Source organism: Streptomyces luteolus, assembly GCF_029968015.1.
Classification (GTDB): Bacteria; Actinomycetota; Actinomycetes; order Streptomycetales; family Streptomycetaceae; genus Streptomyces; species Streptomyces luteolus.
The window spans coordinates 1-25868 of record NZ_JASCIS010000068.1 but is presented as its reverse complement, the minus strand read 5'-3'; the positions used below and the strand labels follow the sequence as shown (position 1 = coordinate 25868).

24 protein-coding genes and 1 pseudogene are annotated in these 25868 nt (G+C 69.6%); 11 read left to right on the top strand and 14 right to left on the bottom strand.

Going from position 1 to position 25868, the window contains the following annotated elements:
• Positions 1–29 precede the first annotated feature (29 nt).
• From QIT00_RS36470 to QIT00_RS36455, 4 genes are all read right to left on the bottom strand, one after another.
• Positions 30–1580: an SCO6880 family protein gene (locus QIT00_RS36470; protein ID WP_282539804.1), complete on the bottom strand. Its 1551-nt coding sequence runs from the start codon at positions 1578–1580 to the stop codon at positions 30–32.
• Positions 1577–2851: a hypothetical protein gene (locus QIT00_RS36465; RefSeq protein WP_282539803.1), complete on the bottom strand. Its 1275-nt coding sequence runs from the start codon at positions 2849–2851 to the stop codon at positions 1577–1579. The genes QIT00_RS36470 and QIT00_RS36465 overlap by 4 nt, the downstream gene beginning before the upstream one ends.
• Positions 2841–3659, bottom strand: a complete 819-nt coding sequence (locus QIT00_RS36460; protein ID WP_282539802.1) for a hypothetical protein — start codon at positions 3657–3659, stop codon at positions 2841–2843. Before QIT00_RS36460 ends, QIT00_RS36465 begins: the two co-directional genes overlap by 11 nt.
• A gap of 204 nt (positions 3660–3863) precedes the next feature.
• Positions 3864–4172, bottom strand: a complete 309-nt coding sequence (locus tag QIT00_RS36455) for a hypothetical protein (RefSeq protein WP_282539801.1) — start codon at positions 4170–4172, stop codon at positions 3864–3866.
• A gap of 652 nt (positions 4173–4824) precedes the next feature.
• On the opposite strand from QIT00_RS36455, the gene QIT00_RS36450 reads away from it, so the two are divergent.
• The 3 genes from QIT00_RS36450 to QIT00_RS36440 all read left to right on the top strand — a co-directional run bounded on the left by QIT00_RS36450 (position 4825) and on the right by QIT00_RS36440 (position 8388).
• Complete coding sequence (locus QIT00_RS36450; RefSeq protein WP_282539800.1) at positions 4825–6297, top strand: DUF7782 domain-containing protein; 1473 nt, start codon at positions 4825–4827, stop codon at positions 6295–6297.
• Positions 6298–6420: 123 nt separating this feature from the next.
• Positions 6421–7419 carry a C40 family peptidase gene (locus QIT00_RS36445; RefSeq protein ID WP_282539799.1) on the top strand — a complete coding sequence of 333 codons (999 nt, stop codon included), beginning with the start codon at positions 6421–6423 and terminating at the stop codon, positions 7417–7419.
• 249 nt (positions 7420–7668) lie between these two features.
• The gene (locus QIT00_RS36440) at positions 7669–8388 is read left to right on the top strand and encodes a phosphatase PAP2 family protein (RefSeq protein WP_282539798.1); all 720 of its coding nucleotides are present in this window, start codon (positions 7669–7671) and stop codon (positions 8386–8388) included.
• Positions 8389–8440: 52 nt separating this feature from the next.
• Here the strand turns inward: QIT00_RS36440 and QIT00_RS36435 are convergent, their stop codons facing one another.
• From QIT00_RS36435 to QIT00_RS36420, 4 genes are all read right to left on the bottom strand, one after another.
• Positions 8441–8782 carry a class F sortase gene (locus QIT00_RS36435; RefSeq protein ID WP_282539797.1) on the bottom strand — a complete coding sequence of 114 codons (342 nt, stop codon included), beginning with the start codon at positions 8780–8782 and terminating at the stop codon, positions 8441–8443.
• Between the two features lie 443 nt (positions 8783–9225).
• A complete protein-coding gene (locus tag QIT00_RS36430) occupies positions 9226–9486 on the bottom strand; it encodes a hypothetical protein (protein WP_282539796.1) in 261 nt (86 codons plus the stop codon).
• A 181-nt stretch (positions 9487–9667) separates the two neighbouring features.
• Complete coding sequence (locus QIT00_RS36425; RefSeq protein WP_408909926.1) at positions 9668–11254, bottom strand: FAD-binding oxidoreductase; 1587 nt, start codon at positions 11252–11254, stop codon at positions 9668–9670.
• 151 nt (positions 11255–11405) lie between these two features.
• The gene (locus QIT00_RS36420; RefSeq protein ID WP_282539794.1) at positions 11406–11570 is read right to left on the bottom strand and encodes a hypothetical protein; all 165 of its coding nucleotides are present in this window, start codon (positions 11568–11570) and stop codon (positions 11406–11408) included.
• 234 nt (positions 11571–11804) lie between these two features.
• Between QIT00_RS36420 and QIT00_RS36415 the strand changes: the two genes are divergently transcribed.
• Both QIT00_RS36415 and QIT00_RS36410 read left to right on the top strand, forming a co-directional pair.
• Positions 11805–12734, top strand: coding sequence for a hypothetical protein (locus tag QIT00_RS36415; RefSeq protein ID WP_282539793.1), 930 nt, complete (start codon positions 11805–11807; stop codon positions 12732–12734).
• A gap of 127 nt (positions 12735–12861) precedes the next feature.
• Positions 12862–13053, top strand: a complete 192-nt coding sequence (locus QIT00_RS36410; RefSeq protein ID WP_282539792.1) for a hypothetical protein — start codon at positions 12862–12864, stop codon at positions 13051–13053.
• Positions 13054–13056: 3 nt separating this feature from the next.
• Here QIT00_RS36410 and QIT00_RS36405 read toward each other — a convergent pair whose 3' ends face one another.
• Complete coding sequence (locus tag QIT00_RS36405) at positions 13057–13422, bottom strand: metal-sensitive transcriptional regulator (RefSeq protein ID WP_282539791.1); 366 nt, start codon at positions 13420–13422, stop codon at positions 13057–13059.
• A 229-nt stretch (positions 13423–13651) separates the two neighbouring features.
• On the opposite strand from QIT00_RS36405, the gene QIT00_RS36400 reads away from it, so the two are divergent.
• Both QIT00_RS36400 and QIT00_RS36395 read left to right on the top strand, forming a co-directional pair.
• Positions 13652–14272, top strand: coding sequence for a DUF47 domain-containing protein (locus tag QIT00_RS36400; RefSeq protein WP_282539790.1), 621 nt, complete (start codon positions 13652–13654; stop codon positions 14270–14272).
• Between the two features lie 7 nt (positions 14273–14279).
• On the top strand, positions 14280–15278 hold the full coding sequence (locus QIT00_RS36395; RefSeq protein WP_282539789.1) for an inorganic phosphate transporter: 999 nt from the start codon (positions 14280–14282) through the stop codon (positions 15276–15278).
• A gap of 121 nt (positions 15279–15399) precedes the next feature.
• On the opposite strand, the gene pstB is transcribed toward QIT00_RS36395, so the two are convergent.
• The 5 genes and pseudogenes from pstB to QIT00_RS36370 all read right to left on the bottom strand — a co-directional run.
• The gene (gene pstB, locus QIT00_RS36390) at positions 15400–16176 is read right to left on the bottom strand and encodes a phosphate ABC transporter ATP-binding protein PstB (RefSeq protein ID WP_282539788.1); all 777 of its coding nucleotides are present in this window, start codon (positions 16174–16176) and stop codon (positions 15400–15402) included.
• 46 nt (positions 16177–16222) lie between these two features.
• On the bottom strand, positions 16223–17287 hold the full coding sequence (gene pstA / locus QIT00_RS36385) for a phosphate ABC transporter permease PstA (RefSeq protein WP_282539787.1): 1065 nt from the start codon (positions 17285–17287) through the stop codon (positions 16223–16225).
• Complete coding sequence (gene pstC, locus QIT00_RS36380; RefSeq protein WP_282539786.1) at positions 17284–18285, bottom strand: phosphate ABC transporter permease subunit PstC; 1002 nt, start codon at positions 18283–18285, stop codon at positions 17284–17286. The genes pstA and pstC overlap by 4 nt, the downstream gene beginning before the upstream one ends.
• 113 nt (positions 18286–18398) lie before the next feature.
• Positions 18399–19517 carry a phosphate ABC transporter substrate-binding protein PstS gene (gene pstS, locus QIT00_RS36375; RefSeq protein ID WP_282539785.1) on the bottom strand — a complete coding sequence of 373 codons (1119 nt, stop codon included), beginning with the start codon at positions 19515–19517 and terminating at the stop codon, positions 18399–18401.
• Positions 19518–20022: 505 nt separating this feature from the next.
• Positions 20023–20340 (bottom strand): annotated as a pseudogene (locus QIT00_RS36370) (NUDIX hydrolase); the annotation flags it as partial.
• 34 nt (positions 20341–20374) lie between these two features.
• Between QIT00_RS36370 and QIT00_RS36365 the strand changes: the two are divergent.
• The 4 genes from QIT00_RS36365 to QIT00_RS36355 all read left to right on the top strand — a co-directional run bounded on the left by QIT00_RS36365 (position 20375) and on the right by QIT00_RS36355 (position 25649).
• Entirely contained in the window at positions 20375–22066 is a 1692-nt protein-coding gene (locus QIT00_RS36365) for a recombinase family protein (protein WP_282539784.1), read from the top strand.
• A 280-nt stretch (positions 22067–22346) separates the two neighbouring features.
• Positions 22347–22838 carry a helix-turn-helix domain-containing protein gene (locus QIT00_RS39105; RefSeq protein ID WP_408909925.1) on the top strand — a complete coding sequence of 164 codons (492 nt, stop codon included), beginning with the start codon at positions 22347–22349 and terminating at the stop codon, positions 22836–22838.
• 136 nt (positions 22839–22974) lie between these two features.
• Complete coding sequence (locus QIT00_RS36360; protein WP_282539783.1) at positions 22975–24093, top strand: bifunctional DNA primase/polymerase; 1119 nt, start codon at positions 22975–22977, stop codon at positions 24091–24093.
• Between the two features lie 137 nt (positions 24094–24230).
• On the top strand, positions 24231–25649 hold the full coding sequence (locus QIT00_RS36355; RefSeq protein ID WP_282539782.1) for a hypothetical protein: 1419 nt from the start codon (positions 24231–24233) through the stop codon (positions 25647–25649).
• The last annotated feature ends 219 nt before the right edge of the window (positions 25650–25868 follow it).

Here is a 25868-nt window from a genome sequence, read left to right as displayed (position 1 = left end):
CTGTCATCGCCGTCGTCGGGTGGGCGGGGCTAGCGTCGGATGCCGGTGGCGAACGGCAGGGTGTTGACGAACGCCCGGTGGTGTTCGCGGTCGCACCACTCCAGCTTGAGGTACGACTTGCCCGCAGAGGCCCTGATCGTCCGCTTGTCGCGGGCGAGTGCCTCGGGGGAGCGGGCGGACACCGTGATGTACCCGACGAGGTTGACGCCGGCCGCGCCGCTCGCGAGGTCCTCGCCGCGCTGGTCGAGGCGGGAGTGGGCGGCGGCGTCGCGCGGGTCGACGGTGCGGTTCATCTTGGCCTGACGGCTGGCCTCCGCGTCGTCGTTGGTCTTCTCGGTGAGCATCCGTTCGATGGCGACCTCGGTGGGTTCGAGGTCCATCGTGACGGCGACGGTGCGGATCACGTCCGGGGTGTGGACGAGCAGCGGCGCGAGGAAGTTGACGCCCACGGGGGTCATCGGCCACTCCTTCACCCAGGCCGTGGCGTGGCACCAGGGGGCGCGGGTGGAGGACTCGCGGGTCTTGGCCTGGAGGAACGTGGCTTCCATGGCGTCGAGTTCGGCGGGCCAGGCGTTGCGCTGGGTCATGGCCTGGATGTGGTCGATGGGGTGGTCCGGGTCGTACATGGAGTGCACGAGCGAGGCGAGCCGGCCCTGGCCGAGGGGCTGGCGTACGCGGATGTCGGCCTCCTGGAGGCGCGAGCAGATGTCGGTCAGCTCGCGGGCCATGACGACGGCGATACCGGCGTCCTTGTCGACCTTGCGGCCGCCGTGCGGGCGGGCGGCGCGGGCCACGGCCTGGGCCTCGGCGGCGAGTTCGCGGTTGTAGTGCATGCAGGCGACGAGGTACGCGCGGTGCTGCTCGCTGCTGGTCGACACCATCGACTGCAGTTGGTCGTACGAGCTCTGCAGCCAGCCCGGCGCCTTCTCGTCGCCGCGGACCGCGACGTCCTTGGCGTGCGCGTCGGGGTCGGCGGGGAGGGTGCGGGCGAGCATCTGGAGGCGGGTGACGAAGCCGTCGCCGTTCGCGACGTGCTTGAGGAGCGTGCCGAAGCGGTCGACGAGGGCCTCCTGGTCCTCGCTGTCGCGCAGGCCGACGCCGGGGCCCTCGATCTCGATGGCGGCGGTGACGGTGCGGCGGTCGGCGTGCAGGAGCACGGCGATCTCGTCGGGGCCGAAGGGCGCGGCCAGCCAGGCGATGCGGCCGATGCCGGGCGGCGGTCCGACCTCGACCTCGCGGCCGTCGAGCCGCACTCCGGCCTCGGGGGCGGCGGAGCGGTAGGCGGTGCCTTGCCGCAGGCTGCGCTTGTAGCTGCGGTTGACCTCGTACCAGCGGTAGAACGTGCGGCCCTTGTACGGCACGTAGACCGCGGCGAGGGCCAGCATCGGGAAGCCGGTGAGCAGCACGATGCGCAGGGAGAGGACGGGGACGAGCAGGCCGCACATCATGCCGAGGAAGGCGCCGGCGACGATCAGGGCGATCTCGCCGGTCTCGCGGTTCTTGCCGACGATCGCGTTCGGCCGGGCCCGGCCGATCAGATATGTGCGGCGGGGCGCGACCTGGTGGGACTGGGTCGTCAACGCCCTTCACCTCCCGTGCGGTTGGTCGTGCCTCTGGTGCTGTGGGTTCCGGTGCGCGGCGCGGGGGTGGCGGGCGAGCTGCCCGTCCCTCGGTTGGCGTGCGCGGCGACGCCTCCGCTGGCGGGGTTGGCGGGGCGGGCGTTGCCGCCGCCGCTGTCCTCGCCGCCGCGGCCGCGGGTGCTGTGGGTCTTGATGCCCTGCGAGACGAGCGCGGCGGGCGAGCTGATGACGGCGGCGGCCTTGCCCTCGGCGCTCTGCATGATGCGGTTGTTGCGGCCCGCGGCGATCTCGTCACCGAAGCCGGGGACGAAGCGGTAGATCATCGCCGAGGCGAAGATGGCGAGCAGGATGATGGCGAGGCCGGAGACGACGGCGGAGAACGCGTCGGGTCCGTCGTCACCGGAGAGCGCTCCGGCTAGCCCGAGCACGATGACGATCACGGGCTTCACGAGGATCACCGCGATCATGATTCCGGCCCAGCGGCGTACGTGCGACCAGAGGTTCTTGTCGACGAGTCCCGCGTACACGACCGTGCCGAGCAGGGCGCCCACGTACAGCAGGGCGGCGCGGATGACGAGCTCCAGCCAGAGGACGCCCGCGGCGAGGATCGAGACGAGCGAGACGACGATCAGCATGATCGGTCCGCCGCCGATGTCCTCGCCCTTCTTGAGCGCTTCGGAGAACGACCCGAAGAAGACGTCGGTCTGGCCGCCGGTGGTCTTGGCCAACACCTCCGAGACGCCGTCGGTCGCGGAGACGACGGTGTAGAGGATCAGCGGGGTGAACGCGGAGGCGAGCACGGTGAGCCAGAGGAACCCGATGGCCTCCCCGACGGCGGTCGTCAACGGCACACCCCGCACGGCCCGCTTGGCGACGGCGAGGAGCCAGAGGAGGAGGGTCAGGATGGTCGACGCGGCGAAGACGACTGCGTACTGCTGCAGGAACGTCGGGTTGGTGAAGTCGACGTTCGCGGTGTCCTTGACGGCGGCACTCAGCTTGTCGACGGTCCAGGAGGCGGCGTCGGCGCAGCCCTTGGCCAGGGAGGAGAGGGGGTCGAGGGTGCTGAGGGTGTCGGCGGCGGGGGATTTGGGGGTGGTTTCTTTGCCGTTTTCGCAGTAGTCCTTGGCGGGGCCGCGGATGAGGTCGCAGGGATCGTCGCTCGGCTGGGGGTCGGGTGCGGCCACGGCACGTGTGGCCAGCACGAAGACGGCCGTTTGCACGGCTCCGACCGCGGTGGCGAGCGTGAGGGTGCGTCGACGCTTACCGGGCATACGTGAACCCTCCGAACTGCTTGATCGCGTCCGCCATCTCCTCGGCGGTGGAGGCAGTTTGGTCGCGCCCCACGGGGGCGGGGCCCTCCTTCTGCTTGAAGTCGGTGACCTTCCAGTCGCCACCGACCCACTTCAGTTCGAAGGTGCTCGTGTACCAGCTCTCGGAGACGGGGTTCTTGGACCCTTCCCCGGCCAGTCCGAAGAGGGCCGAGTACCAGACCGAGACGCTCGCCGCGTCGTTGGTGTACTTCTCGACCTTGGTGCCGACCGGGTTGAAGCGCGTCACGAAGGTCTGGCCGTCAGGTGCCGTGCCGTCCTTATCCAGCCCGATCCTGGCCAGGAACTTCGGGTCGGAGTAGACCTTGTCGACGTCCCTTTGGCGCTGTGCAACGACGGAGGGGGAGTAGACGGCCTTCATGATCTCCTGGCGGCGGGCGCTGTCGTACATACCGTCGGACCCCAGCGCCACCGCATAATTAGCGGCAGCGCTCTGCACCCCCTCCCGATCCCTCCCGAACCCAGAAGAAACCGGCTTCTGCCCGGACGGGGCAGTCGGGGCCGCCGCGGGCCCCCCGCCCTCGGAGGACGCGGAGTCCGAACTCCCCTCGCCCCCGCCCCGGTTCGCGAACGCGATCGCCGCGACGAGCAGGACGACGACCGACACGACCGTGACCAGGCTGCGCGGGGAGCGCGGCACGCGTCTGGCCGGGCCGTACCCGCCGTCGCCGTCCGGGAGGCGGGTGCGGGTGTGGCCGGAGCCGCCGTAGCCGCCGTCGTCGGGCCGGCCGTGGTCGTCGTCGAGACTCATGCCGCGTACGCCCCCTCAAGGAAGTGCGGAGCCACGGAGTACGACGGTAGCCGTGCTGGTTTCCGCGCGGGCGCGGTGTGGTGACTGGACATCAGGGGGACGCAACCTCAGCCGGTGGGCACGACGGGCGGATGGGAGTCGGAGACAGGGGCGGGGGCGCCGGGGCGGTGGGAGCGCCCGGGCCCGGGGCACTGCGTGGCTGGGTCAGACGGCCATCCCGTACACGATCGTGAAGAGCGTGCCGAGGGAGCCGATGATGAAGACTCCGGTCAGGCCCGCGATGATCAGGCCCTTGCCCTGTTCGGCGCTGAAGGTGTCGCGCAGGGCCGTGGCGCCGATGCGCTGCTTGGCCGCGCCCCAGATCGCGATGCCGAGACAGAGGAGGATGGCGATGGCCATCACGACCTCGATCATCACGCGTGCTTCGTTGCCGAGGTTTCCGAAGGGGCCCCAGTCCGGAGCGATCCCGCCGATGATGGTCGTGATGTCGCCCTTTTCGGCTGCCAGAAGCATGTAACTCACCGCCCCTATTGGGTAGTTCTGCACCCCCTGCCCGTGTGCAGAGGTCACGCCTATTCTCGCTGAGAATGCCGCTGTCGCATGTCGACTTGGAGTCATTCGTCGGCGGACTTCGTGCGAACTTCGTACGGAGTCTGTACGCGGCGCAGTTGACCGCCCCGCGCGGGCGTGCGGAGCGGTCAACAGAGGCGCGTATGGTCACTCTGTGTATCACGCGGGGTGACGCCGGGCAATGAACGGGCGGTGCCCGTCACGGCGCGTATGCGCTGGTCGGGGCTGGGGCCCGGGGGGATTGGCCGGTTCTTTGCGGCGGCTCGTGCGGGGTGCGTGCAAGTGCTGCGCGCATATGGGAGAGGGTCCGCTGGAACATGCGAGACGTGCTGTTCTTCCCTTTTGAACGGGTACGAAATGGTTCGTCGCCTCCGCGGTTCACTCGGCCTCAGTTGTCCACAGGGTGTGGACAGTTCGGGGCCGCGTACGGAATGGACGCCGTTCCGCAAGATCCTTCGCGGGCGCGTTACCAGGTCACCGGGCGGATGTGCACCAACGCGCGGGCCCGCAAGGCGATTTCATCCGGTTCGCCCATTGGCGGTAACCCAATGGCCTAAGGGTTCAGTCTCCGCGTACACGAGCCGACAACCGGACCATGATGACCACGCAGCCCCTGATCGCCCCCTCCGCCGTCACCGCCCTGCGGGACGTGTTGACGTCGCACGGCTACACGCGCGATGCGATCGTCACGCGCGTCGGGATCGAGGCCGCACAGGGCCTCAACCGCTACGACCCGACGCTCACCCTGCAACTGCTCGGCGAGGACGACCCCCTGGCCGTCCTCATCCAGCTCTTCATGTGCGGGCGCACGGTCCCGCTCGACCGCGCGGAGCCCGCGGTCGTGCCCCTCCTCGAGTCCGCGGGCGAGGGCGCCGTGCGCGCCGCCGTGCATCTCCATCCGTACGAGAAATGGTGGGCGATCTCCGACTTCCCGCGGTTCCTGCGGCCCGCGCCGCAGGACCGGCGGGCCGAGGCCGTCGTGCCCATCGGCCTCGACGCCTCGCTGCTGCGCCGGGCCACGCTCCCGCACCACGTCGAGTCCGCGCTCGACCTCGGCACCGGCGGCGGCGTGCAGGCCCTGCACCTGAGCGCGCAGGCCGACAAGGTCACCGCCACCGACCTGTCGCCGCGCGCCGCCCGGTTCGCCGCGACCACGGCCGCGCTCAACGGGCTCGACTGGGAGATCCTCCAGGGCGACATGGCCCAGCCCGTCGCCGGACGCCGCTTCGACCTCGTCGTGAGCAACCCGCCGTACGCCGTCGGGCCCGGCACCGTGCACAGCGTGCACCGGGACTCCGGGCGCCCCGGTGACGCGCTCTGCGCCGAACTCGCGGGCGCGGCACCGGAACTGCTCACCGAGGGCGGGTACCTGCAGTTCCGGGCGAACTGGGCGCACCGCGCGGGCGAGGACTGGCGCGAGCGGCTCGCCGGGTGGATCCCGCGCGGCGCTGGACTCGACGCGTGGATCGTGCAGCGGTCGGTCACCGGGGTCGTGCCGTACGTCGACCACTGGCTGGAGCTCGCGGGCGGCGAGGAGGCGCTCGGCCAGCGGGAGGCCTGGCTGCGCTGGTTCGAGACGCAGAAGGTGGAGGCCGTCGGCGTGGGCACCGTCGTCGTGCGCCGATCCGGGCACCAGGAGTCCGTCGTACGCGTGGAGGAGATGTCCCCCGAGGCGGGCGAGTTGACCGGGGCGCAGGTGGCCGGGTGGTTCGGGCGGCGGGACTGGCTGCGCGCGCACGACCCGCTCCGGACCCGCTTCCTGCCCGGCCAGGGGCTGACCCTGTGGCAGCAGGCCGACCAGCGGGGCGGCACGGGCTGGGAGTTGACCCAGCAGGTCCTCAAGGTCCCCGGGGACGGCCTCAACTGGAGCGACCGGATCTCCCCGCTCGCCGTCGCCCTGCTCGGCGGTGCCGGCCGCGAGTCCACGCTCGGCGAGCAACTGGCCCGTATCGCCGAGACCGAGGGCACCCAGGCCGACCGCCTTGCGGAGGTGGCCCTTCCGGAGGTGGCGCGGCTCGTGGAGCGGGGGGCGCTGGTGCCGGCGGACGATCCCGCGGATCCGGGCTGACGCCGCCGCGCCCGCTCGGCGGTTTCCGGCCGTCCGTCCTGGCCTGTGGATAACTCCTTCCACCCGGCGTCGGCGCTCTAGACTGGCCGAGACGTACTCCCAAGGCGTGAGGGGCGGTTGACGGTGCGTAAGGCAGTGCTGGTCGGGAGTGCCGTCGTCGCCGGACTCACCGCGTTCCTCGGACTGCTCGTCGTCGGTACGTACATGGCCGCGGGCAGCCTCGCCGGCGGCGCGGGCAAGGGAGCCGTGGGCCTCGCCAAGGGGGCGGTGCCGGCCGCGTACCAGTCGCTGGTGCAGAAGTGGGGCAACCTCTGCCCGGCCATCAACCCGGCGCTCCTTGCCGCGCAGTTGTACCAGGAGAGCGGCTGGAACCCGAAGGCGCAGAGCCACGCGGCCGCGCAGGGCATAGCGCAGTTCATCCCCGGCACCTGGGCCGCGCACGGTGTCGACGGGGACAAGGACGGCGACAGAGACGTGTGGGACCCGGCGGACGCGATTCCGTCCGCCGCGTCGTACGACTGCAAATTGGCCGGATACGTGAAGGACGCCCCCGGCGATCCGACGCACAACATGCTCGCCGCGTACAACGCGGGGGCGTACGCGGTGATCAAGTACGGAGGCGTGCCGCCGTACAGCGAGACGCAGAACTACGTGAAGACGATCACCGATCTGTCGAAGAGCTTCGCCCGGCCCGTGGGCCGTGTCGATCCCTCGCGGCAGGCCGCCGCGGCGATCTCGTTCGCCCAGGAGCACCTCGGCGAGCCCTATCTGTGGGGCGGGGACGGCACGCCCGAGGACGGAGGGCGGTTCGACTGCTCGGGGCTGACGAAGGCCGCGTACGCATCGGTGGGCGTGGAGCTGCCGCGCGTGGCCAACGACCAGTACAACGCCGGGCCGCACCCCAAGCGGGAGGAGCTGCTCCCCGGTGACCTCGTGTTCTTCTCGGACGACCTGACCAATTCCCGGGCCATCCGGCACGTGGGGATCTACGTCGGCGGCGGGTACATGATCGACGCGCCCCGGACCGGTGCCGTGATCCGCTTCACCCCGATCGACACCCCGGACTACTTCGGGGCGACCCGGGTCACCGAGGACGGCGCGAAGGCGCTCGCCGCGGGGTAGCCGCACCGGGTGGCTTGATCCTTGCGTCGAAGCGCGGCTCCGGGCGTCGCGTACGCGTCACTCTTCGATAACGTCTGGGTGATCTTTCGGTGGACCGTGGAACGTAGACGGGGGAACCGGTCGTTCCCTTGAACAGGACAGCAGGACAGCAGTACCGCAGCAGCACTGACCAGCTCTGAGGCACGGGGGTTGAGCAGGGCACGCGCAAGGAGCGCGCCCGTCGGCACTAGGACAAGGGGTCACGGCACCATGGCTGGACCAGAGGCTGGACCAGGGACCTCAGGGTCGAACCCCGACGTGGGCCTGCTCTACGAACTCAACGGCGTCGCCAAGGACGCCCCCGCCTGGGCCGACCGGTTGGTCGGCTTCGTCGGGGAGTACGGACTGCTGCTCGCCCTGGTCCTGCTCGTCCTCTGGTGCTGGCGCACGGTGCGGCGCGGTCCGGACGCCGAGACCTCCGTCGCCGCCCTCGTCTGGGCCCCGCTCGCCGCGGGCCTCGCGGTGCTCGTCAACGTACCGATCCGGGGCTTCGTGGAGCGGCGTCGTCCGTTCCTCGACCACGACGGGCTCCAGCTCCTCGCCGACGGCAAGACCGACTTCTCGTTCGTCAGCGACCACGCCACGCTGGCGATGGCGCTCGGCGTCGGCCTGTTCGTCGCGCACCGGGGGCTCGGCCTGATCGGCATCGGGCTCGCGCTGCTCGAAGGGGTCTGCCGGGTCTACATGGGCGTGCACTACCCGACGGACGTCATCGGCGGCTTCGCGCTCGGCACCGCCGTCACCCTGCTCCTCGCCCCGCTCGCGATGGCCCTGCTGACCCCGCTCACCAAGGCGGTCTCCCGTGCGCCGAGGGCGAGTTGGCTCGTACGGGCGCGGGGCCGCGGTCCTGTCGTGGCGGACGCGGTCGGCCTGCCGGGCCCGCGCACGGAACCCTCGGCGGACTCGGACGAGAACGACCTCGCGGCGTAAGGGTTCTTCCTGGGAGGTGCCCCCGGGACGGGCTGAATTTCTCCCGAGACCGTTAGCCGCCGCCAGGTCTCTCCCGTACGGCGCTGATCACGAGGTTCCAGGTGCAGCGGCCGTCGTCGTCCGGCGGGCCGGTGCAGATGATCAGGCGCAACTGCGTGTCCTCCGCGGGCTCGTAGACCTTCCGTGCCCGGAACTGCGGAGTCCGGTACTGGTGCACGGACGTCACCCGGAACCGCGTCCACCGGCCGTCCCCGCTGCTCGTCTCCACCCGGTCACCCGGGGCGAGCCGGGCGGCCTTCCGGGCGTTCTCGGCCCCGGGCACCGCGAACGCCCCGCCCGCCTCGGGGCCTAGGTCCCGTCTCCCCGATCTTTGCGGGTCCGCGACGCCTGGCACGCTCCCCCAGCCTCCGGCCGGGGGGACCCCCACTCGCCGCACGCCCGAATCACCCAAGTACGTCCAGTACGAGGGCGATCCGGGCGCACGCCGAGAGCACGCTCCCCCAAGCTCTCGACTCCGCTCGAGCAGGGGGCACCCCCATGCCGCCGCGGCCTGATCCGCAAAGATCGGGGAGACGGGCCCTAGCGGCAGCACCTCCGCGTCCACCCCGACCGTGGGCGCGCGCAGGCGGTACGGCGTCGGTGCGGTCCCCTGCCGGACGGCGGCGGCGCCGGTCAGATCCGCCAACGACGCCGAGACCGCCGTGCGCACCGACACGTCGAGCCACGGGAACTGATGCAGCAGCAGCGCGGCCAGGGCACACAGGGCGGAGGCGCCGAACAGCGCGCGGACCGCGGTACGCGGACACCGCTCCGCCCTTCGTGTCCCGCCGCGCGGCTTCAGCTGCGGCCGTCCTCGGAGCTGTCGGCCCGCTCCGCGCGGCGTCTGCGCAGCAGCGCGATCCCGAACACGCCCGCCCCGACCGCGACCGCGGCGGAGCCGAGCGCCAGCGGCCCCGCCTCGGGGTGCTCCGCCTCGGCGGCGTACGGGACGGTGCGCTGTTCGACCGCCAGGGCCGGGGGAGCGGCGACGGCCAGGAGGAGGGCCGCGGAGGCGAGCGTGCCGAGGACGGCTATTCGGGGTGGTGTCTTACCGGTCATGGGTTCCTGCCCTGAGTCGGTCCGGGCGGACCTTCGAGTCCGCCCGGGATGGAACTTCAGGGCAACCCCGCCACGCGATCCCGGCCAGCCGGAGAGGGCCGTCCGGGCGGTGCCCGCGCTCGGACGGCCTTCTCGGGTTGCGGAGGGGAAGAAGCCGGTCCTGTGGTCGGAGGCCCTGCGGTCAGAGGGCCTGAGGGAACGAGAAGAGCCGCTCCGGGTCGTAGCGCTCCTTCAGCTTCTTCAGGCGCCCGGCGGCCGGGCCGTAGTACGCGGTGCGCCAGTCCTTCAGGGACGGGTCCGTGTAGTTCTGGTACGCCGCGCCGGACGCGTACGGACGCATCGCCGCGTGGGTGCCGTCGAGCCAGGCGCGGGAAGCGGTGCCCGAGGTGCCCGCCCGCCAGGCGCCGACGTACTGGGCGAGCATCCGCTCGCGTCGGTGCACGAAGGCCGTCGCCGTCGGGTCGACCCGGTTGACGGCGCCGCCGAGCGCGGTCAGGGCCACGCTGCCGGGGCCGCCCGCGACCTTCTCGACCCGGGTGAGCAGGGCCCGGACACCGGCGTCGGAGAGCGCGCGGGAGTAGAAGTCGGAGCGTGCCGCGTAGGTCTCGCGGCCGAGCGCGCCCGCCGTGTCCCGGCCCGGGGTGGAGCCCGGCAGATGGCACAGCGCGTCGTCACCGAAACCCGCGCAGCCCGCGTACACCTCCATCGCGTCGAGGTACGAGCGCCGCTTCAGGGAGACGTTGGAGGCGGAGCCGGGACCGCCGGGGCCGTCGGCGAGGCGGTCGACGGCGTTCTGCAGCTCGCCGTACGTGCCCATCGAGAACACCGCGAGCGAGATCGTCGGGCCGCCGCCCGGCGCGGCGGCCAGGTGCAGGGACGACCAGATCTCGTCGGGCTGGTCGGGGCCCCACTCCTGCCAGGCCTTGAGCAGGGCGGTCGCCTTCCGCCAGGGCCAGGTCAGATATCCGGTGACGCCCTGCGGCGCCGGATGCGTACGGAACTCCAGCTCGGTGACGACGCCGAAGTTGCCGTTGCCCGCGCCGCGCAACGCCCAGAACAGCTCTGCGTTTTCGTCGGTCCCATCGGCGGTGCAGACCAGGCGGCGGCCGTCCGCGGTGATGACGGTGGCCCGGGTGAGGCTGTCGCAGGTGAGGCCGTACGCCCGGGAGGTGACGCCGTGACCGCCGCCGAGGGTGAGTCCGGAGACGCCGACGGAGGGGCAGGAGCCCGCGGGCACGGTCACGCCCTTCGCGGCCAACGGCCGGTAGACGTCGATGAGTTTGGCGCCCGCGCCGACGGTCGCCGAACCCGCGGAGGCGCGCACCGACTTCAACCGGGACACGTCGAGGATCAGCCGCCCGTCCCCCGAGGACCAACCCGCGTACGAATGGCCGCCGTTGCGTATGGATATCGGCGTCCCGCTCTTCCGCGCGAACTCCAGGGCGGTACGTATGTCGTCCTCGTGCGCGGCATAGGCGACCGCGGCGGGCTTCAGGGCGTCGAAGCGGGTGTTGTAGAGCTGGCGGGCCGAGGGCCAGTCGGTGTCGCCGGGGCGGACGAGTTCGCCGTCGAGGCCCTTGGCGAACGCGGTCCAGGCCGGGCCGGTCGGGCGCTTCGAGGCCGCGCCCGTGGCCGTGGCCATGCTGGTGGTGGTGCCCGCCGGGCCGCTGGGCGCTGCGCTGTTGCCGCCCGCGCCGGTGCTGCACGCGCTCGCGCCCGCGCCCAACGCGAGGGCCGCGCCTGCCGTGATGACCCCGCGCCGCCCGATGTCCCTGGCGTTCGTGGCGCTCGCGGCGCTCGTGGTGCTCGTGGTGCCCCTGGTGCTCGTGGTGCCCGTCCTGCGGTCCATGTCGCCTCGCCTCCCGCAGGACGAGACGAGGGCCGGGGCGGCCGGGTTCCACCGGCCGGGCAGGGGGCGCTCAGGGGTGGGCCGAGTGCTCCTCGGCGTCCGTACGCGCCTTGGACCGGGCCCGTCTCGCCGGTCCGCGCCAGCCGCAACTGCACCGCGCCGCGCAGAAGCGGCCCTGTTCGACGGTGGCGGTGCGGTGTTCGGCGTCCTCGGCCGGGTCCTGTTGCGCTGGCACCCGGCCACCGTAGCGGGCCGAGGTGAACACCCGGATCGGACCGCGGTGGCCTCGGCACGGGCGGGGCGGCTTGCGGCGGTGGCGCGTGACGGCTCGCGGCGGTGGTGCGTGACGGCTCGCGGCGGTGGTGCGTGACGGGTTGCGGCCGTGGTGCGTGACGGGTTGCGGCAGCCGTCGTTAGGCGGAACGAGAAGGGGGGCCGTGGGACGGCCCAGTGTTGGGGGTAGGCAGGCGATGGTGGTGCAGCAGCACAGGCGCGGAGGCGGCTCTGCCGTCACCGCCGCGGCGGGCGGGGCCCTGGCTTCCCTGGTGTTGGTCACGACGGGGTGTTCCGGCGGCGGTGCCGCGGCCGAGGACCAGCGGGCCGCCGACCCGGTGGACACCGTGCACCGCGCGGTCGAGGCCCTGCGCTCCGCGGGCAGCGCCAAGACGCGTACGTCGATGGAGATGGCCAGCGGCGGCACCCGCGTCACCATCCGCGGCGAGGGCGCGTACGACTTCGAGAAGCCGCTCGGCCGCCTCAAGGTGATGCTGCCCCAGGACCCGGCCGGCGTCGACGAGCACCGCCCGATCACCGAGCTCCTCGCCCCCGGCGCCCTCTACATGAAGAACCGCGGCGCGGGCGTGCCCGCCGACAAGTGGGTGCGCATCGACACCGCGGGCCTCGCCGACGGCAACCTCGTCACCGGCGGCGCCACCGACCCGCTGGCCGCCGCCGAGCTGCTGCTCGGCGCGAGCGCCGTCTCGTACGTGGGGGAGACCCGGCTCGCGGGCGTGCCCGTGCGGCACTACCGCGGTACGACCGAGATCGGGCGGGCGGCCGAGCGGGCCTCCGGCGCCAACCGGAAGGTGCTGCGCGCGGCGGCGAAAGGGTTCTCCGAGGACACGGTGCCGTTCGACGCGTACCTCGACGAGCAGGGGCGGCTGCGGAAGATCCGGCACCGGTTCAGCTTCGCCAACGACGTACGCGCCGACGACGTACGCGCCGACGACGTACGCGCCGACGACGTACGCGCCGACGGCGGACAGGCGGAGGGGGCGCAGGCGCAGGGCGGGGACGTGATGGTCGCCTCGACGACGCTGCTCTCCGACTTCGGCACCGCCGTGAAGGCCGAACTGCCCGCCGCCGAGGACATCTTCGCCGGGAAGATCGCCGGCTCGTAACGTCTCGCGCGCCCCGAAAGTGCCCGAACCGGGGGGCGAGTTCACGTCGCAAATAGCCCGTCCGTGCCATGCGCGTCGCGTAGGCCGCTCCCTACTCTGGGAAGTCGGTGACGGCCAGGAAGAGGTGATGCGCGTGGCTCCGACGATCGGCAAGACGGCCAGGACGGCGGTTCACGATCACGTCGCCCTCGCCGAGATCGAGCTGTGCGGCGAGTTGATCATCGCCGCGTCCATGGCGGACGAGGAGCGGCTCAGCGCGGACCGGATCGACGAGGTGCTGAGGGTGGACGAGGCGGAGGAGCCGCGCGGCCGCCCGTGAACGTCATGTGCGCAGCAGCCGGGCGATGGCCTTCGTCGCCTCCTCGACCTTCGCGTCGATCTCCTCGCCGCCCTTGACGGCCGCGTCCGCGACGCAGTGGCGCAGGTGCTCCTCAAGGAGCTGGAGGGCGAAGGACTGGAGGGCCTTTGTACTGGCGGAGACCTGGGTAAGTATGTCGATGCAGTAGACGTCCTCGTCGACCATGCGCTGCAGGCCGCGGATCTGGCCCTCGATGCGGCGCAGTCGTTTGAGGTGCTCGTCCTTCTGCTTGTGGTAGCCGTGCACACCGCGGTCGTGGTCGGTGAGCTGGGTCTCCGCGTCGGCGGAGGGTGCCGTGCTCGCCGCCGCGCCGGCCTCGGTGGTCGTCATCGCGTCCTCCTGGTGGTCCTGCCGTCGTGAAGGCCGTTGTGGAGCTCTTGTCCCATAAGGGCCCATATACCCCTGGTGGGTATATGGTACCGGATATTTCGGGTCCCCGCCGGGGCCCGTGCGGAGGACTCTTCCCGATGGGCGACACTGGAGGACGGCCGGTTAGCCGTGGCCGGATGATGCGCCTAGCATCAGCCTGACCGAATCCAGAGCACCCCGAGGACCCCACGTGCGCTTTCGTCTGACCCCGAGGGAGACGAGCTTCTACGACATGTTCTCCGCGTCCGCGGACAACATCGTCACGGGCTCCAAGCTCCTCATGGAACTGCTCGGGGCGGACACCTCCGCCCGGGCCGAGATCGCAGAGCGGATGCGGGCCGCGGAGCACGCCGGAGACGACGCGACGCACGCGATCTTCCACCAGCTGAACTCCTCGTTCATCACGCCGTTCGACCGCGAGGACATCTACAACCTCGCCTCGTCCCTCGACGACATCATGGACTTCATGGAGGAGGCCGTCGACCTCGTCGTCCTCTACCAGGTCGAGGAGCTCCCCAAGGGCGTCGAGCAGCAGATCGAGGTGCTCGCCCGCGCCGCCGAGCTGACCGCCGAGGCCATGCCGCACCTGCGGACCATGGAGAACCTCACGGAGTACTGGATCGAGGTCAACCGCCTGGAGAACCAGGCCGACCAGATCCACCGCAAGCTGCTCGCGCACCTCTTCAACGGCAAGTACGACGCCATGGAGGTGCTGAAGCTGAAGCAGATCGTGGACGTACTGGAGGAGGCGGCCGACGCGTTCGAGCACGTCGCCAACACCGTGGAGACCATCGCGGTCAAGGAGTCCTGACCCCTCCATGGACACCTTCGCTTTGATCGTGACCATCGGCGTCGCGCTCGGATTCACGTACACCAACGGCTTTCACGACTCCGCGAACGCCATCGCGACCTCCGTCTCCACGCGTGCGCTGACGCCGCGTGCGGCGCTGGCGATGGCCGCGGTGATGAACCTCGCCGGCGCCTTTCTGGGCAGCGGCGTCGCCAAGACCGTCAGTGAGGGGATCATCGAGACCCCGCACGGCGACAAGGGCATGTGGATCCTCTTCGCCGCCCTCATCGGCGCGATCGTGTGGAACCTCATCACCTGGTACTTCGGACTGCCCTCCTCCTCGTCGCACGCGCTCTTCGGCGGCATGGTCGGCGCGGCGCTCGCGGGCGGCATCGGCGTCATCTGGTCCGGGGTGGTCGACAAGATCGTCATCCCGATGTTCCTCTCCCCGTTGGTCGGCCTCGTCGCCGGTTACCTGGTGATGTGCGCGATCATGTGGATGTTCCGCAAGTCCAACCCGCACAAGGCCAAGCGCGGATTCCGGATCGCGCAGACCGTCTCGGCGGCCGGCATGGCCCTCGGCCACGGTCTGCAGGACGCCCAGAAGACGATGGGCATCGTGGTGATGGCCCTGGTCATCTCCGATGTGCAGAGCGCCGACGCGCCGATCCCGGTGTGGGTCAAGATCGCCTGTGCCGTGATGCTCTCCGCCGGTACGTACGCGGGTGGCTGGCGCATCATGCGGACGCTCGGGCGGAAGATCATCGAGCTGGACCCGCCGCAGGGGTTCGCGGCGGAGACCACGGGCGCGGGGATCATGTTCACGACCGCGTTCATGTTCCACGCGCCGATCTCCACCACCCACGTGATCACCTCCGCGATCATGGGCGTCGGTGCGACGAAGCGGGTCAACGCTGTCCGCTGGGGGGTCGCCAAGAACATCATCCTCGGCTGGTTCATCACGATGCCGGCGGCGGCCCTTGTCGCCGCGCTCAGCTTCTGGATTGTGAACCTGGCGCTCCTGTAACCGCAGGTTCCGTCAACCGCAGGTTCCGTACGCGAAATGGGCCCGCACCCCCGAGGGGGTGCGGGCCCTTGCTGTGCGGTGGCACCGCCATGCAGCACCGCACAGCAGTCGAGGGGAAGGCTCAGCCGAAGCGCCCCGAGATGTAGTCCTCGGTCGCCTGGACGGACGGGTTGGAGAAGATCCGCTCCGTCTCGTCGATCTCGACCAGCTTGCCGGGCTGGCCGACGGCCGCCAGGTTGAAGAACGCCGTGCGGTCGGAGACACGGGCGGCCTGCTGCATGTTGTGCGTCACGATGACGATCGTGAAGCGCTCCTTCAGCTCGCCGATCAGGTCCTCGATCGCGAGGGTCGAGATCGGGTCGAGCGCCGAGCAGGGCTCGTCCATGAGCAGCACCTGGGGCTCGACCGCGATGGCGCGGGCGATGCAGAGCCGCTGCTGCTGACCGCCGGAAAGGCCCGAACCGGGCTTGTTGAGGCGGTCCTTGACCTCGTTCCAGAGGTTGGCGCCCTTGAGGGACTTCTCCACGATCTCGGCCAGCTCGGCCTTCTTGTACGAGCCGTTGAGCCGCAGGCCCGCCGCCACGTTGTCGAAGATCGACATGGTGGGGAAGGGGTTCGGGCGCTGGAAGACCATGCCGACGGTGCGGCGGACGTTCACCGGGTCGATGCCGGAGGCGTACAGGTCGTCGCCGTCCAGGAGCACCTTGCCCTCGACGCGGCCGCCGGGGGTGACCTCGTGCATGCGGTTGAGGGTGCGCAGGAACGTCGACTTGCCGCAGCCGGAGGGGCCGATGAAGGCCGTCACCGAGCGGGGCTCGACGGTCATCGAGATGTCTTCGATCGCCTTGTGGGATCCGTAGTAGGCGGTGAGACCGCTTACGTCGATTCGCTTGGCCATGGGGATCACTACTTTCGAGAGGGTCGCTTGTCGCTGAGAAGCCGCGTCAGCGGCCCGTCTTCGGGGCCTTCCAGCGGGCGATGCCGCGGGCCACGAGGTTGAGGATCATGATGAAGCCGATGAGGGCGAGCGCCGCTGCCCAGGCGCGGTCGTACGAGGCCTCGGAGCCGGCCGCGTACTGCTGGTAGATGTACAGCGGAAGCGAGCCCTGGGCGCCGTCGAACGGGTTGGTGTTGATGAACGGGTTCACCCACACCAGGAGCAGCACCGGGGCGGTCTCACCGGCGATACGGGCGACGGCCAGCATGACGCCGGTCGTGATGCCGCCGATCGCGGTGGGCAGGACCACCTTGAGGATCGTGCGCCACTTCGGTACGCCGAGGGCGAGTGAGGCCTCGCGCAGCTCGTTCGGGACGAGCTTGAGCATCTCCTCGGTGGAGCGGACGACCACCGGCATCATCAGGATGGACAGCGCCATGGCGCCGGCCCAGCCGGAGAAGTCGAAGCCCAGGATCAGGATCCAGAAGCTGAGGACGAACAGACCCGCGACGATCGACGGGATGCCCGTCATGACGTCGACGAAGAAGGTGACGGCCTTCGCGAGCTTGCCGCGACCGTACTCGACCAGGTAGATCGCGGTCAGCAGGCCGATCGGCACGGCGATCAGGGAGGCCAGGGCGACCTGCTGGAGCGTACCGATGATGGCGTGGTTGATGCCGCCGCCCACCTCCCGGTCGGCGACGACGCCCATGGAGTGGGAGAGGAAGTAGGGGCTGAAGACCTTGCTGCCGCGCTCCACGGTCTCCCAGATCAGGGAGGCGAGCGGGATCACGGCGAGCAGGAACGTCATCCACACCATCGAGGTGGCGAAGCGGTCCTTGGCCTGCCGCTTGCCCTCCACCACGGTGGCGAGGACGTACGACGCGACCACGAAGAGGAGCGCGGCGATCAGGCCCCACTGGACGCGGCTGTGCAGGCCGGTGCCGAGGCCGACGCCCACGGCGGCCGCGGCCGAGCCGAGTGCGACCAGCGGGGAGGCCCAGCGGGGCAGGCGGGGTGCGCGCAGGGTGTCGGGCGTGACGGCCTGGGCGGTGGGTGCTGTGGTGCTCATGCGTTGGCCCCCGAGTACTCCTTGCGGCGGGCGATGATCATGCGGGCCGCGCCGTTGACCAGCAGGGTGATGAGGAACAGGACCAGACCGGAGGCGATGAGCGCGTCCCGTCCGTACTCACTGGCCTCGTTGAACTTGCTGGCGATGTTCTGCGCGAACGTGCCGCCGCCCGGGTCGAGCAGCGAGGCGCCGATCAGGAAGTTCGGGGACAGCACCGTGGCGACGGCGATGGTCTCGCCGAGGGCGCGGCCGAGGCCCAGCATCGAGGCGCTGATGATGCCGGAGCGGCCGAAGGGGATCACCGACATCCGGATGACTTCCCAGCGGGTCGCGCCGAGGGCCAGGGCGGCCTCCTCGTGCATCTTCGGCGCCTGGAGGAAGACCTCGCGGCTGACGTTGGTGATGATCGGCAGGATCATGATCGCGAGCAGGATGCCCACGGTCATCAGGGAGCGCGGGGCGCCGCCCTGGTAGGAGAAGATCCCGGTCCAGCCGAGGACCGAGTCGAGCCAGCTGTACAGGCCGGTGAGGTTGGGCGCGACGACGAGGGCGCCCCACAGGCCGTAGACGATCGAGGGCACCGCGGCGAGCAGGTCGATCACGTACGCGATCGGGGCGGCCAGCTTGCGGGGCGCGTAGTGCGAGATGAACAGCGCGATCCCGACGGCGACCGGAACGGCGATCACCAGGGCGATGATCGAGCTCACGACGGTGCCGAAGGCGAGGACCGCGATGCCGAACTTCGGCGGGATCGCGTTGGCGTCCCACTCGAAGGTGGTCAGGAAGTTCCCCGTGTTGTCCGCGAGCGCGAGCCCTGCCCGGTAGGTCAGGAAGGCCGCGATGGCGGCCATGATCACGAGGAGCAGGATGCCCGAGCCACGGGAGAGGCCCAGGAAGATCCGGTCGCCCGGACGGGTCGCGCCGCGGGAGGCGCGCTTCTGCTCGGTGGTGACGGGGGGTGGGGGTGGGGCTGTTTCAGTCTGCGTAGCTATATCCATGAGGTTCTCCGGTCTGCGGAGCCTTGGTACGGGGTGGCCGTACGCGGGCTCCTGGCGGCGGTGCACCGGACGGTGCGGCCCGGCTCGTCACTGCGAGCCGGGCCGCACTCGGGTCAGCTCAGGCCTGCGACGGTCTCGCGGACCTTGGTGATGATCTCGTCGGGGATCGGCGCGTAGTCGTTGTCCTTCAGGACCTTCTGGCCGTCCTCGCTGGAGATGTAGTTGAGGAAGGACTTGGTGGTGGCGAGGGTCTCCGCCTTGTTGCCCTTGTCGCAGACGATCTCGTACGTGACCAGGGTGATCGGGTACGCGCCCTCGGCCTGCGGCTTGTAGTTCAGCTCCAGGGCGAGGTCCTTGCCCTTGCCGGTGACCTTGGCCTCGGCGATCGCCTTGGAGGCGTTGTCGACGGTGGCCTCCACCGGCTCCTTGGCGTCGGTCTTCAGGTCGACGGTCTTGATGCCGTCGCCGTAGGAGAGCTCGAAGTAGGAGATGGCGCCGGGCACCTGCTTGACCTGGCTGGAGACGCCGGAGGAGCCGCTGGCGGACTGGCCGCCCTTGGCCTCCCAGGTCTTGCCGGGCTCGTGCGGCCAGGCGTCGGGGGCGGCGCCCTTGAGGTACTTGGTGAAGTTGTCCGTGGTGCCGGACTCGTCCGAGCGGTGGAAGGCCTGGACCTTGGTGTTCGGGAGCTTGGCGTCCGGGTTCAGCTTCTTGATCGCCGGGTCGTCCCAGGTCTTGATCTTGTCGTTGAAGATGTCCGCCAGGGTCTTCGCGTCCAGGACGAGGTTGTCCACGCCGGGGACGTTGTAGCCGACGGCGATCGGGCCGCCGACCATCGGCAGGTCGATCGCCTGGCCGCCCTTGCAGATCTTCTTCGACTTCTCGATCTCGCCCGGCTCCAGCGGCGAGTCCGAGCCCGCGAAGGCCGTCTGGCCCTGCAGGAACGCGGTGATGCCCGCGCCTGAACCGGTCGGGTTGTACTGGACCTGGACGCCCTTGCAGGCCTGGGAGTAGGCCTTGGTCCAGGCGTCGATGGCGTTCTTCTGCGCGGACGAGCCGGAGGCCGCGAGCTGGCCCTTGGCGTCGTCGCACTTGATGTTGGCGGCGTTGGTCTGCTTGCCGCCGGTGCCGGTGCTTCCGGTCTCGTCGGTGCCGCACGCCGTGAGGGCCAGGGCGCCGGAGACGGCGAGAGCACCGAGGGTGAGGGCCCGCCGGTTCTTGCGCTGAAGCTTCACTTTCGGGAGTTCCTTCCAGGAGCCGCCGGAGGTGGGACGGCGTGCGAAGTCGTTTCGTTCATGTGCCTCTGCGGGGCGGCTCTGATCACCGCGCCACGCGTCGCGCAAGTCCGAAATTAGGCAGGACAGGTGAAGCGGCCGAAGGTCGAGAGTGAACGGGGGGTGAACCTCGGAGGGCGGTGCGGTTAGGTCACGGCGGGGTTACGTGTGCTGTGGTCGTACGGCGTGGTCGTGCGGCTGGTCGTACGGCACCCCCAGGGGGCTCCGCCCCCGGCCCCCCGCTCCTCGCCGGAGGGGCTCCATCGCGCTCCGCGCTCGTCCTCAAACGCCGGACGGGCTTTCCTTGCCCGTCGTTCGGCTTGCGCGCCGTCGTGGTTGCTCGCGCAGTTCCCCGCGCCCCTGCAAGACAGCCCCTCCGGCGTTTGAGGAGCGGGGGTGCGGGGGCGGAGCCCCCGAGGCTCCGCAGGATTTCGGGAAGGGGCGGGGTGGGGAAGAAAACGCCCGGTCAGCCCACCCGCACCGCAGCCAGGAACGCGTCCACCAGTTCCCGGTCCCGTACCTGCGTAAGGCGGGCGCGGGCCTCGGTCGGGGAGAGCCACGTGATCGCGTCCACCTCGGAGTTCGGCGTGAAGTACCCCGCACCCGCCTCCGCCGCCCAGTAGTGGACCTGCTTGGTGCGGCCCCGTACGACGTAATGGGCGGTGGGCAGGCGCGGGCCGAGGGCGCAGGGGTGGCCCGTCTCCTCCCACACCTCGCGCAACGCCGCCGCCAGGGCATCCTCGCCGGCCTTCAGCTTGCCCTTGGGGTGGGACCAGTCACCGTATCATCGCTGGTCACGGGGCATGTAGGCTCGATGCGTGATCGATACACGGAACCCGGCGCGGCCATCCAAGACGTTCTCTCGCAGCTACGTTGCCCCCGCTCTCCAGGCTCACCTGGTCCAGGGCGGCACCGTCGAGGCCTGGCTCAACGGGCGAACCCCTCTGGTCTCGTACGCCCGTATCTCCGCCGACCGCCTGAAGGGCGATGGAATCGGTGTTGGGCGTCAGCACAAGAACAACGCCAGGAACGCTGAGCAGCATGGTTGCGTAGTGGTCCTGCACTATGAGGACAACAACCTCACTGCTGCTAAGCGTGAGGTGAAGCGCCCCGCTTTCCTGCAGATGTGCCGTGACATTACGCATGGCAGGGAGGAGGAGACCGGTGTGCCGGTCAGGGGCTGCGTAACCGTCGAGCGGGAACGGGTTTACCGCTTGCCTCGCGACTTCATCGCCTTCCAGGACGCGCTTGTCATGGTCAGTGATGGTGCCGGCGATGGGGTTTTCATCGAGGACAAGACCCTTCTGGATCTCGTCAACGACGATGGCACGATCATTGCGGGTCTGGTCACCTCGGGGACCGGGGAGGCTGAGGTAAGGAAGATCCGTAAGCGGACTGTGCGGAACGCTGCTGACAGGGCAGAGGAAGGCAAGACCTATGGCGGGCCCCGCCGCTTCGGCTGGCTCGGGGCGTGCAAGGACCCCTACCGGCTGGGGAACAAGCACAAGAGCGCAAATGAATGGCCCCACTTGATCGACATGATCAAAGCCCGCTACGCCGGTAGGTCATGGCGTGCCATTACGGGGGAGATCAATAAGAGGGAGGTTCTGACGGCACGCGGCGGCCGGTGGACAGAGCAGGGAGTCAAGGCGCTGGTCACCAACCCCGCGTGGTGGGGTGGCCGTGTCCTCAACGGTGAAGTCGTGACAGATCGCAAGTCCGGCGATCCGGTGATCGGCGACTGGGATCACGCCACCGAGGAGACGGACGGCGTTGGGTACGAGACGTGGAAGAGCATCATGACCGGCGTCAAGGCGAACCGGCTGCACCGGGGGATGCGGCGTGATGCGGAAGTGCCGCATCCTGAAGACGAGTTGCGCACGCGGGGTTACCTGTTCTCCGGGACGCTTCGATGTGGTCGTGTCAATGACTTCGAAGAGGTCTGCTACTCGAAGCTGTCGGGGAACAAGGCGTCGGGGAAGAACGCGAAGTACGGGGACTACTACCGTTGTGGAGACGCCAATTGCAGGGGTGTCGGGCGTCGGGTCGACCCAGTTGACCGGTACCTCGAAGAGCTCGTGTTGGCGTACTTGGACAAGCACTTCGCGGGCACCAAGGTGGAGACGGTCCCGTGGCGCGGCAAGGACAAGATGACCACTCTGCGGAGGCAGCGCCGGGACATCAAGGACTCGGTTGCCTCGGGGCAGGCTGACTGGAGTGACGTGCACGACCTGATCACGCGTCTCAACCGCAACATCCAAGCTCTGGAGCAGGAGGAGAGGGATCACCTCGCGGCTGAGCGGAAGAGGAATCTGCTTCGAGGGTGGAGCCGAGAGAAGTGGGGTCAGATGGAGTTGGAGGAGAAGCGCGAAGCGATCGCGCAGGTTTTCACTTCCGTGGTCGTTATGCCGGTTCCCAAGGGGGTCAGCGACAAGGCTCCATTCGACCCCACTTTGCTGAGGGTGTCGTGGCGTAAAGAGAGGAAGGTCGCCCAAAGCGAGAACGGGTAGACGGCTATGACTCCGGATCAAGACCAAAAAGATGAGACAGTGCAAGCCTCTGCCTAGGCCCCGGAGTGGGGGCTGAAGCCAGCTCTTGATGTATCCAATCTTCTATGGACACAGTTGCTTGACCTTGCCAGTCTTCCTTGGTCAATCCTGTGGGCTCCTGCGTTGAATTGGATAAGACGGGTGCTGGTTGTGGGGTTGTTGGCGGTGCGTGCTCGAATTGCGATATCGCAGCAGGTAGTGGTGAACCTGGGTGTGTCGATGGGTGTCGGTCAGCAACGGCATGGAGTGGCTAGCTGGCGTGCCGTACGCGCAGGCTGTGGGAGCGGCGAGACGGCATCGGGCTGCGAATCGAAGTTCATGCCGTGATCGTAAGCAACGAAAAGGCGGAATCAAATTTCGACTTCGAATCTTTCCCTGTCTTGCCTGTTCTTGCCCGGGCTGTCGTTGCCTTTCGTCTTTGATTGCGTCGCATAAATTGGTTGGATTCTGGGAGTGGCGAAATGTGGGCTACGGTCGGGCCATGATCAGTGCAGATGTCCTGCGTCTTGTGCAGGTTCGAGTGAAGGCATCCACTGGGGCGGCTCGCCTTGTGCGAATGAATGCGCGGCTTTCATTGGCTGAGGTAGCAGAGCTGTGCGGAGTGGGTGCGTCCACGGTGTGGCGGTGGGAGCAGGGCAAGCGGGTCCCACGCGGTGAACCGGCGCTGCGCTACGCCCAGATACTCGAGGCCCTCGCTCTCACTCACGCCGCCCAGGGGGAGGAGCCGTGCTGACAGCGCGCTTCGGGCTCGCCCGAGGCGCCCAACAGGGCTCTCGAAGCCTCTAGTTCCGTCCCCGCATGAACAGCGCGGCGGCACGGGGTGGTAGCGACCAGACTCGCCCCGTGCCGCCGAAGTAGGAGACCGCTCAATGAAGGAGCGTACCCAGCTCCGAGGACCGGCCGGCCGTGACCGCAGCTCGGAACTCATTCCGCTTTTGGCCCCCTCCCGTGCCACTGCTCCGGACCCGTGCCAAGTGGCCCTATGGGCCGCCGCGCAGGGGTGGCACGTGCACCCGCTTGCCCCCGGCACGAAGATCCCTGTGCGCGGCTGTGATCGCTGCTCGCCGGGCACGAAGCGACGCCCCAATCCCCGATATGTCGAACACGACGGGCACGAATGCGCGTGTATCGCGGCTGGCCGCCCCTGCCATGGGGTCCTTGCCGCGACCGCCGACCCCGATCGCATCACTGCCTGGTGGCGCCGGATACCCGCGGCAGGAATCGGTGTTGCAGCCGGACCTTCTCAACTGGTGATCCTTGATGTGGACTGCCACAGCGGCCAAGCTCCTACAGATCCCTCCGAGTTGCTCCCCGCAGTTGAACTGCCTCACGACCTTGTACCGGGCAGCGTCCAGGACGGACGCGACACCCTCGCCCTGCTCGTTGAGGCCCGCCGAGCGCCGTACCCCGGGCTCAATCCGGCCACCCTCACGGTCCGTACACCTTCGGGCGGAGTGCACTACTGGTTCCGTGCCCCGGCCGATACGAAATGGCGCCCGCTCGCCGGTGCGCTCGGCTGGCAGCTCGACGTGCGCGCCGGTTCCTCGTACGCCGTCGCTCCCGGAACTGTCACTCGCGCCGGCACCTACACCGCGCTGGGGGAGTGCCGGGCCGTTGCCGAGCTGCCGGTGTGGCTGGCGCGTGACCTCGACCGCACCGGGCACCGCGTACGCCCCGAGCGTCCCCGTATGGCGCTGCCGTGGCGCAGCCGCTCGCTGGGCTCCGGCTACATCGCAGGCGCCATCCGCGGTGAGCTGCGAGCCGTGGCTGAGGCACAACCGGGCACACGCAACGGCACGTTGAACCGATCCGCCTTCAACCTCGGCACGCTCCTGGCTCCTGGGAACCTCGACCGCAACCGGGTCGCCGACGCTCTGCTCGACGCCGCACGGCACGCCGGGCTACCCGACCGCGAGGCCGAGGCCGCGATCCGGTCCGGACTCGCCGCAGGGGAGCGCCAGCCGCGCGCGCTCAGGGGTGCTGCATGACCACACAACCCGCATACGACTCCGCAGCGGCGGCCAACCGGCTGGTCGCCATCCCTGGCGGGCGACAGGCAGAGCCTGACGAGAAGCCTGAGCAGCGTGGATCGGGACGCCCACCACAGGTCGAAGTGCTCCGTCTCATGGGGCAAAACAACTTCCACTTTCTGCGCTGTAAAGGTGACCCGTATGCCGTGCCGTACGGCGGCCCTGCCATCGCTGTGCCGCTGAGGGCCAAGGCACACAGCGCGACCGGCAGTCTGCGCCAGCAACTCACCCTGCGGTACGTCAAGGAGCAGCAGCGCACGCCCACGCAGAGCGCACTCTCCGACGCCATCGGGGCCCTTGACGCGCTCGCCCTCGACGCCCCCGACACCGAGCTCTGGACGCGGGTCGCCCCTGATCCCGACGACCACGCAGTGACGTGGCTCGACCTCGGCCGCCCGGACGGCCAGTCGGTCCGTATCGCTCCGGACGGCTGGACGCTCACCTGCCCCGATACCGAAGCGGGCCCCATCTGGCGTCGTAGCAAGCTGGTCGGCGAACTTCCCTTGCCCGTACGGCCTGCGGGTGGCTGGCGGGCAGGTATCGGGGCATTCGCCGAGCTGCTGCCCTTCACCGAGGCCACGTTGCCCCTGGCCGTCGCATGGGTGCTCGCCGCCCTGCGCCCTTCGATGCCGCGCCCGATCGCGTACCTCACCGGTGAGCAGGGCACGGGCAAGAGCACCTCGGGCAGGATGCTGGTCGGCCTGGTCGACGGGATGGGCGCCACCTTGCGCACGGCCCCGGAGAGCCTGCGCGACCTCGGCGTGCCTGCCGCAGCCGGATGGACGCTGGCCCTCGACAACCTTTCCGGTATACCGAGTTGGCTGTCGGACGCACTGTGCCGCGTCGTCACCGGTGATGCGCAGGTGAACCGCGCCCTGTACAGCGACGACGACGTGAGCGTGCTGGCATACCAGCGCCCCGTACTGCTCACCGGTATTGATGTCGGTGCCCTGCGCAACGACCTTGCCGAGCGCATGATGCCTCTCGAACTCACTCCCATCACCAACAGACGTACGTCCGCTGCTCTGTGGGGCGCATACGCGCGGGCGCACCCAGAGATCCTCGGGGCACTGCTCGATCTCGCCGTGGCAGTGTGGGCCGATCTTCCAGCAGCGGCCGCAGACCTCACCCACCGCCCCCGCATGGCTGACTTCGCCGAGTTGCTGCACGCCCTCGACCGTGTCACCGGATGGCTAGGCCTGAACACCTACTACGGGGCGCAGGACAACCTTGTTGACGACGTCCTCGACGGCCAGCCGGTCACCGCCGCGCTGCGGGAGTGGGTCGCCTCGCCGATGTTCCCGGCGGGCGGCTGGAGCGGAACCATGACCGAGCTGCTCAACGTGCTCACGGCCCGAGTCGGGGGCGCCATGGACCGCTGGCCACGCACCGCCGCAGTGCTGAGCCAACGACTCAGAGAGACAGCCCCCGCGTTGCGATCCAGGGGCATCAACATCGTGGCCCCGACGAGCAAGAAGAATGGACGGAACTACACGATCACGAGGGCCGTGTAAGGCTCGCAGAGACATCAGCCGCCCCCGACGGAAGGCTGTCAGGGGGCGGCTGCGGGCTCATGGGGGACGGGTGTGATGTCCCAGGGGACGATGAGAGTGGGGCAGGGGACGGCCCTCAAGTGGCTCATTTCCCTACTCTGCCCGTTAGGCGGAGCGAACTGGCCTCGCAGGAGACGACGGGGACGCCCGAATAGCTGTCTTCTCTGTCTCAACCAAGGG

Coding starts and splice junctions, on each gene's coding strand:
- pstB (WP_282539788.1), bottom strand. CDS start 16,176: ATGGCCAAGCGAATCGACGTAAGCGGTCTCACCGCCTACTACGGATCC.
- QIT00_RS36440 (WP_282539798.1), top strand. CDS start 7,669: ATGGCTGGACCAGAGGCTGGACCAGGGACCTCAGGGTCGAACCCCGAC.
- pstA (WP_282539787.1), bottom strand. CDS start 17,287: ATGAGCACCACAGCACCCACCGCCCAGGCCGTCACGCCCGACACCCTG.
- QIT00_RS36450 (WP_282539800.1), top strand. CDS start 4,825: ATGATGACCACGCAGCCCCTGATCGCCCCCTCCGCCGTCACCGCCCTG.
- QIT00_RS36395 (WP_282539789.1), top strand. CDS start 14,280: ATGGACACCTTCGCTTTGATCGTGACCATCGGCGTCGCGCTCGGATTC.
- QIT00_RS36460 (WP_282539802.1), bottom strand. CDS start 3,659: ATGAGTCTCGACGACGACCACGGCCGGCCCGACGACGGCGGCTACGGC.
- QIT00_RS36405 (WP_282539791.1), bottom strand. CDS start 13,422: ATGACGACCACCGAGGCCGGCGCGGCGGCGAGCACGGCACCCTCCGCC.
- QIT00_RS36455 (WP_282539801.1), bottom strand. CDS start 4,172: ATGCTTCTGGCAGCCGAAAAGGGCGACATCACGACCATCATCGGCGGG.
- QIT00_RS36415 (WP_282539793.1), top strand. CDS start 11,805: ATGGTGGTGCAGCAGCACAGGCGCGGAGGCGGCTCTGCCGTCACCGCC.
- QIT00_RS36465 (WP_282539803.1), bottom strand. CDS start 2,851: ATGCCCGGTAAGCGTCGACGCACCCTCACGCTCGCCACCGCGGTCGGA.
- QIT00_RS36410 (WP_282539792.1), top strand. CDS start 12,862: ATGCGCGTGGCTCCGACGATCGGCAAGACGGCCAGGACGGCGGTTCAC.
- QIT00_RS36430 (WP_282539796.1), bottom strand. CDS start 9,486: ATGACCGGTAAGACACCACCCCGAATAGCCGTCCTCGGCACGCTCGCC.
- QIT00_RS36355 (WP_282539782.1), top strand. CDS start 24,231: ATGGGGCAAAACAACTTCCACTTTCTGCGCTGTAAAGGTGACCCGTAT.
- pstC (WP_282539786.1), bottom strand. CDS start 18,285: ATGGATATAGCTACGCAGACTGAAACAGCCCCACCCCCACCCCCCGTC.
- QIT00_RS39105 (WP_408909925.1), top strand. CDS start 22,347: ATGGAGTGGCTAGCTGGCGTGCCGTACGCGCAGGCTGTGGGAGCGGCG.
- QIT00_RS36360 (WP_282539783.1), top strand. CDS start 22,975: ATGAAGGAGCGTACCCAGCTCCGAGGACCGGCCGGCCGTGACCGCAGC.